General features: G+C 30.7%; 3 protein-coding genes. All 3 read right to left on the bottom strand.

All coding sequences use genetic code 11. The features are described from left to right. On the bottom strand, window positions 1–448 hold a 448-nt coding region (locus VK998_RS07610; protein WP_325227270.1), incomplete at its 3' end, for an IclR family transcriptional regulator. A gap of 264 nt (window positions 449–712) precedes the next feature. Continuing rightward, window positions 713–1,213, bottom strand: coding sequence for a gamma carbonic anhydrase family protein (locus VK998_RS07605; protein ID WP_325227266.1), 501 nt, complete (start codon window positions 1,211–1,213; stop codon window positions 713–715). Window positions 1,214–1,292: 79 nt separating this feature from the next. Continuing rightward, window positions 1,293–1,556, bottom strand: a 264-nt coding sequence (locus VK998_RS07600; RefSeq protein WP_325227263.1) for a nitroreductase family protein, incomplete at its 5' end; no start/stop codon positions are given.

The following is a 1,556-nucleotide window of genomic DNA, read 5'->3' as shown; positions in this document are numbered from 1 at the left end:
TTCCTCCAGCAGTACAATGCAATGGTGCTGTTGCACCTGTAGTAGTAAACATCTTAACTAGTTTATCACTTTCTTCTTGTGCAATATATACTATTTCATGATTGTCCATAATTGTTAAATTAACCGTTTCACCAGTAAGGTCTTTTAATTTTTTTAAATATGGTTTTAATGTAACAGATATGTGATTTTGACCATATGCTAACATTCCAATTTGCCAAAGTTTTAATCCTAAACTATACTTTTTTGTTCTATCATTTTGTACTATTATATTACATTCTTTTAAGGTATTTAGCAAATGATAAGTAGCGCTTACACCATAATTTAATCCATTACTTATTTCGGTTACTCCAACTTCCTTTTCAGAATAGGCAATATACTCTATTACCTCTATAGCTTTGATAACAGAAGCTATAGTTTTCTTCTCTTTAGTTTTTTTATTGTTTCCCATGATCATTCCTCCAAAATATTATTGCAACTACTAATTAGAAATTAATACTTTAAACTTAAATGTATGCAATATTCAGTCACTGCCAAATATCTTTTACTATTAGTAATTAGAATTTTACTTCGTTAAATCATTTTACCCTTTTTATGAATAAAAGTCAATCCAGTATTTCAATAATCTATATTATAGCCCTTCTGATGCTTCCTTTTTATTAATTTAAAACCCTGATTAGAAAGTGATTCTAATCAGGATTCATTATCTACAAATTTACATATGCTTTTTATATAATTTATTGTATCTTAGAGCATTTTTCTTTATAGCTTCAATTTCTTCATCAGTAACTTGTCTCACAACTTTACCTGGGACCCCCATTACTAAAGAATTAGAAGGTATGTTTTTACCCTCTGTAACTACAGTTCCAGCGCCAATTATACAATTATCTCCTATAACTGCTCTATTTAAAATTATTGAACCCATTCCTATTAGACAATTATCTCCTATAGTACAACCATGAACAATTGCGTTATGTCCTACTACAGTATAGTTTCCTACCTTAGTAGGTATATCTGTTTCTGTATGAACAGTTGCATTGTCTTGAATGTTGGAAAATCTACCTATTGTGATATTTTCAATATCTCCTCTTAAAACAGCCCCATACCAAATACTTGTACCTTCTCCTATGTTTACATCTCCTATCACCATAGCAGTATCTGCTATAAATGTATCTTCATGGATTACTGGTTCTATATCTTTAAGTTTTCTAATCATATACTATTCTCCTTTTCATATCTTGTTTCTTTTCTTTATATTTGATATTATAGCAGAATTCTATCTTTTGGCAAATGGATTAGTATTTGTCATAACTTATAATTTCGCCAAGTTCCTTTCTTGGCCTTGGAGCAGGTGATTCATCTGGATACCCTAATGGTGTTATTGCAACTACCCTTACCTCTTCTGGAATGCCTAATACATCTTTTACCATATTTTCATCATAGCTTCCTAGCCAACAAGTCCCTAATCCTTGTTCATATGCTTCTAATATCATATAAGCTGTTGCAATAGATAAATCTACTGTATATCTTGGTTGCCCACCTCTCATAACACTTTCTAC

The sequence above is a fragment of the Schnuerera sp. genome (genome assembly GCF_035459645.1).
Classification (GTDB): domain Bacteria; phylum Bacillota; class Clostridia; order Tissierellales; family Tepidimicrobiaceae; genus Schnuerera.
This window is presented reverse-complemented; position numbering and strand designations above follow the sequence as displayed.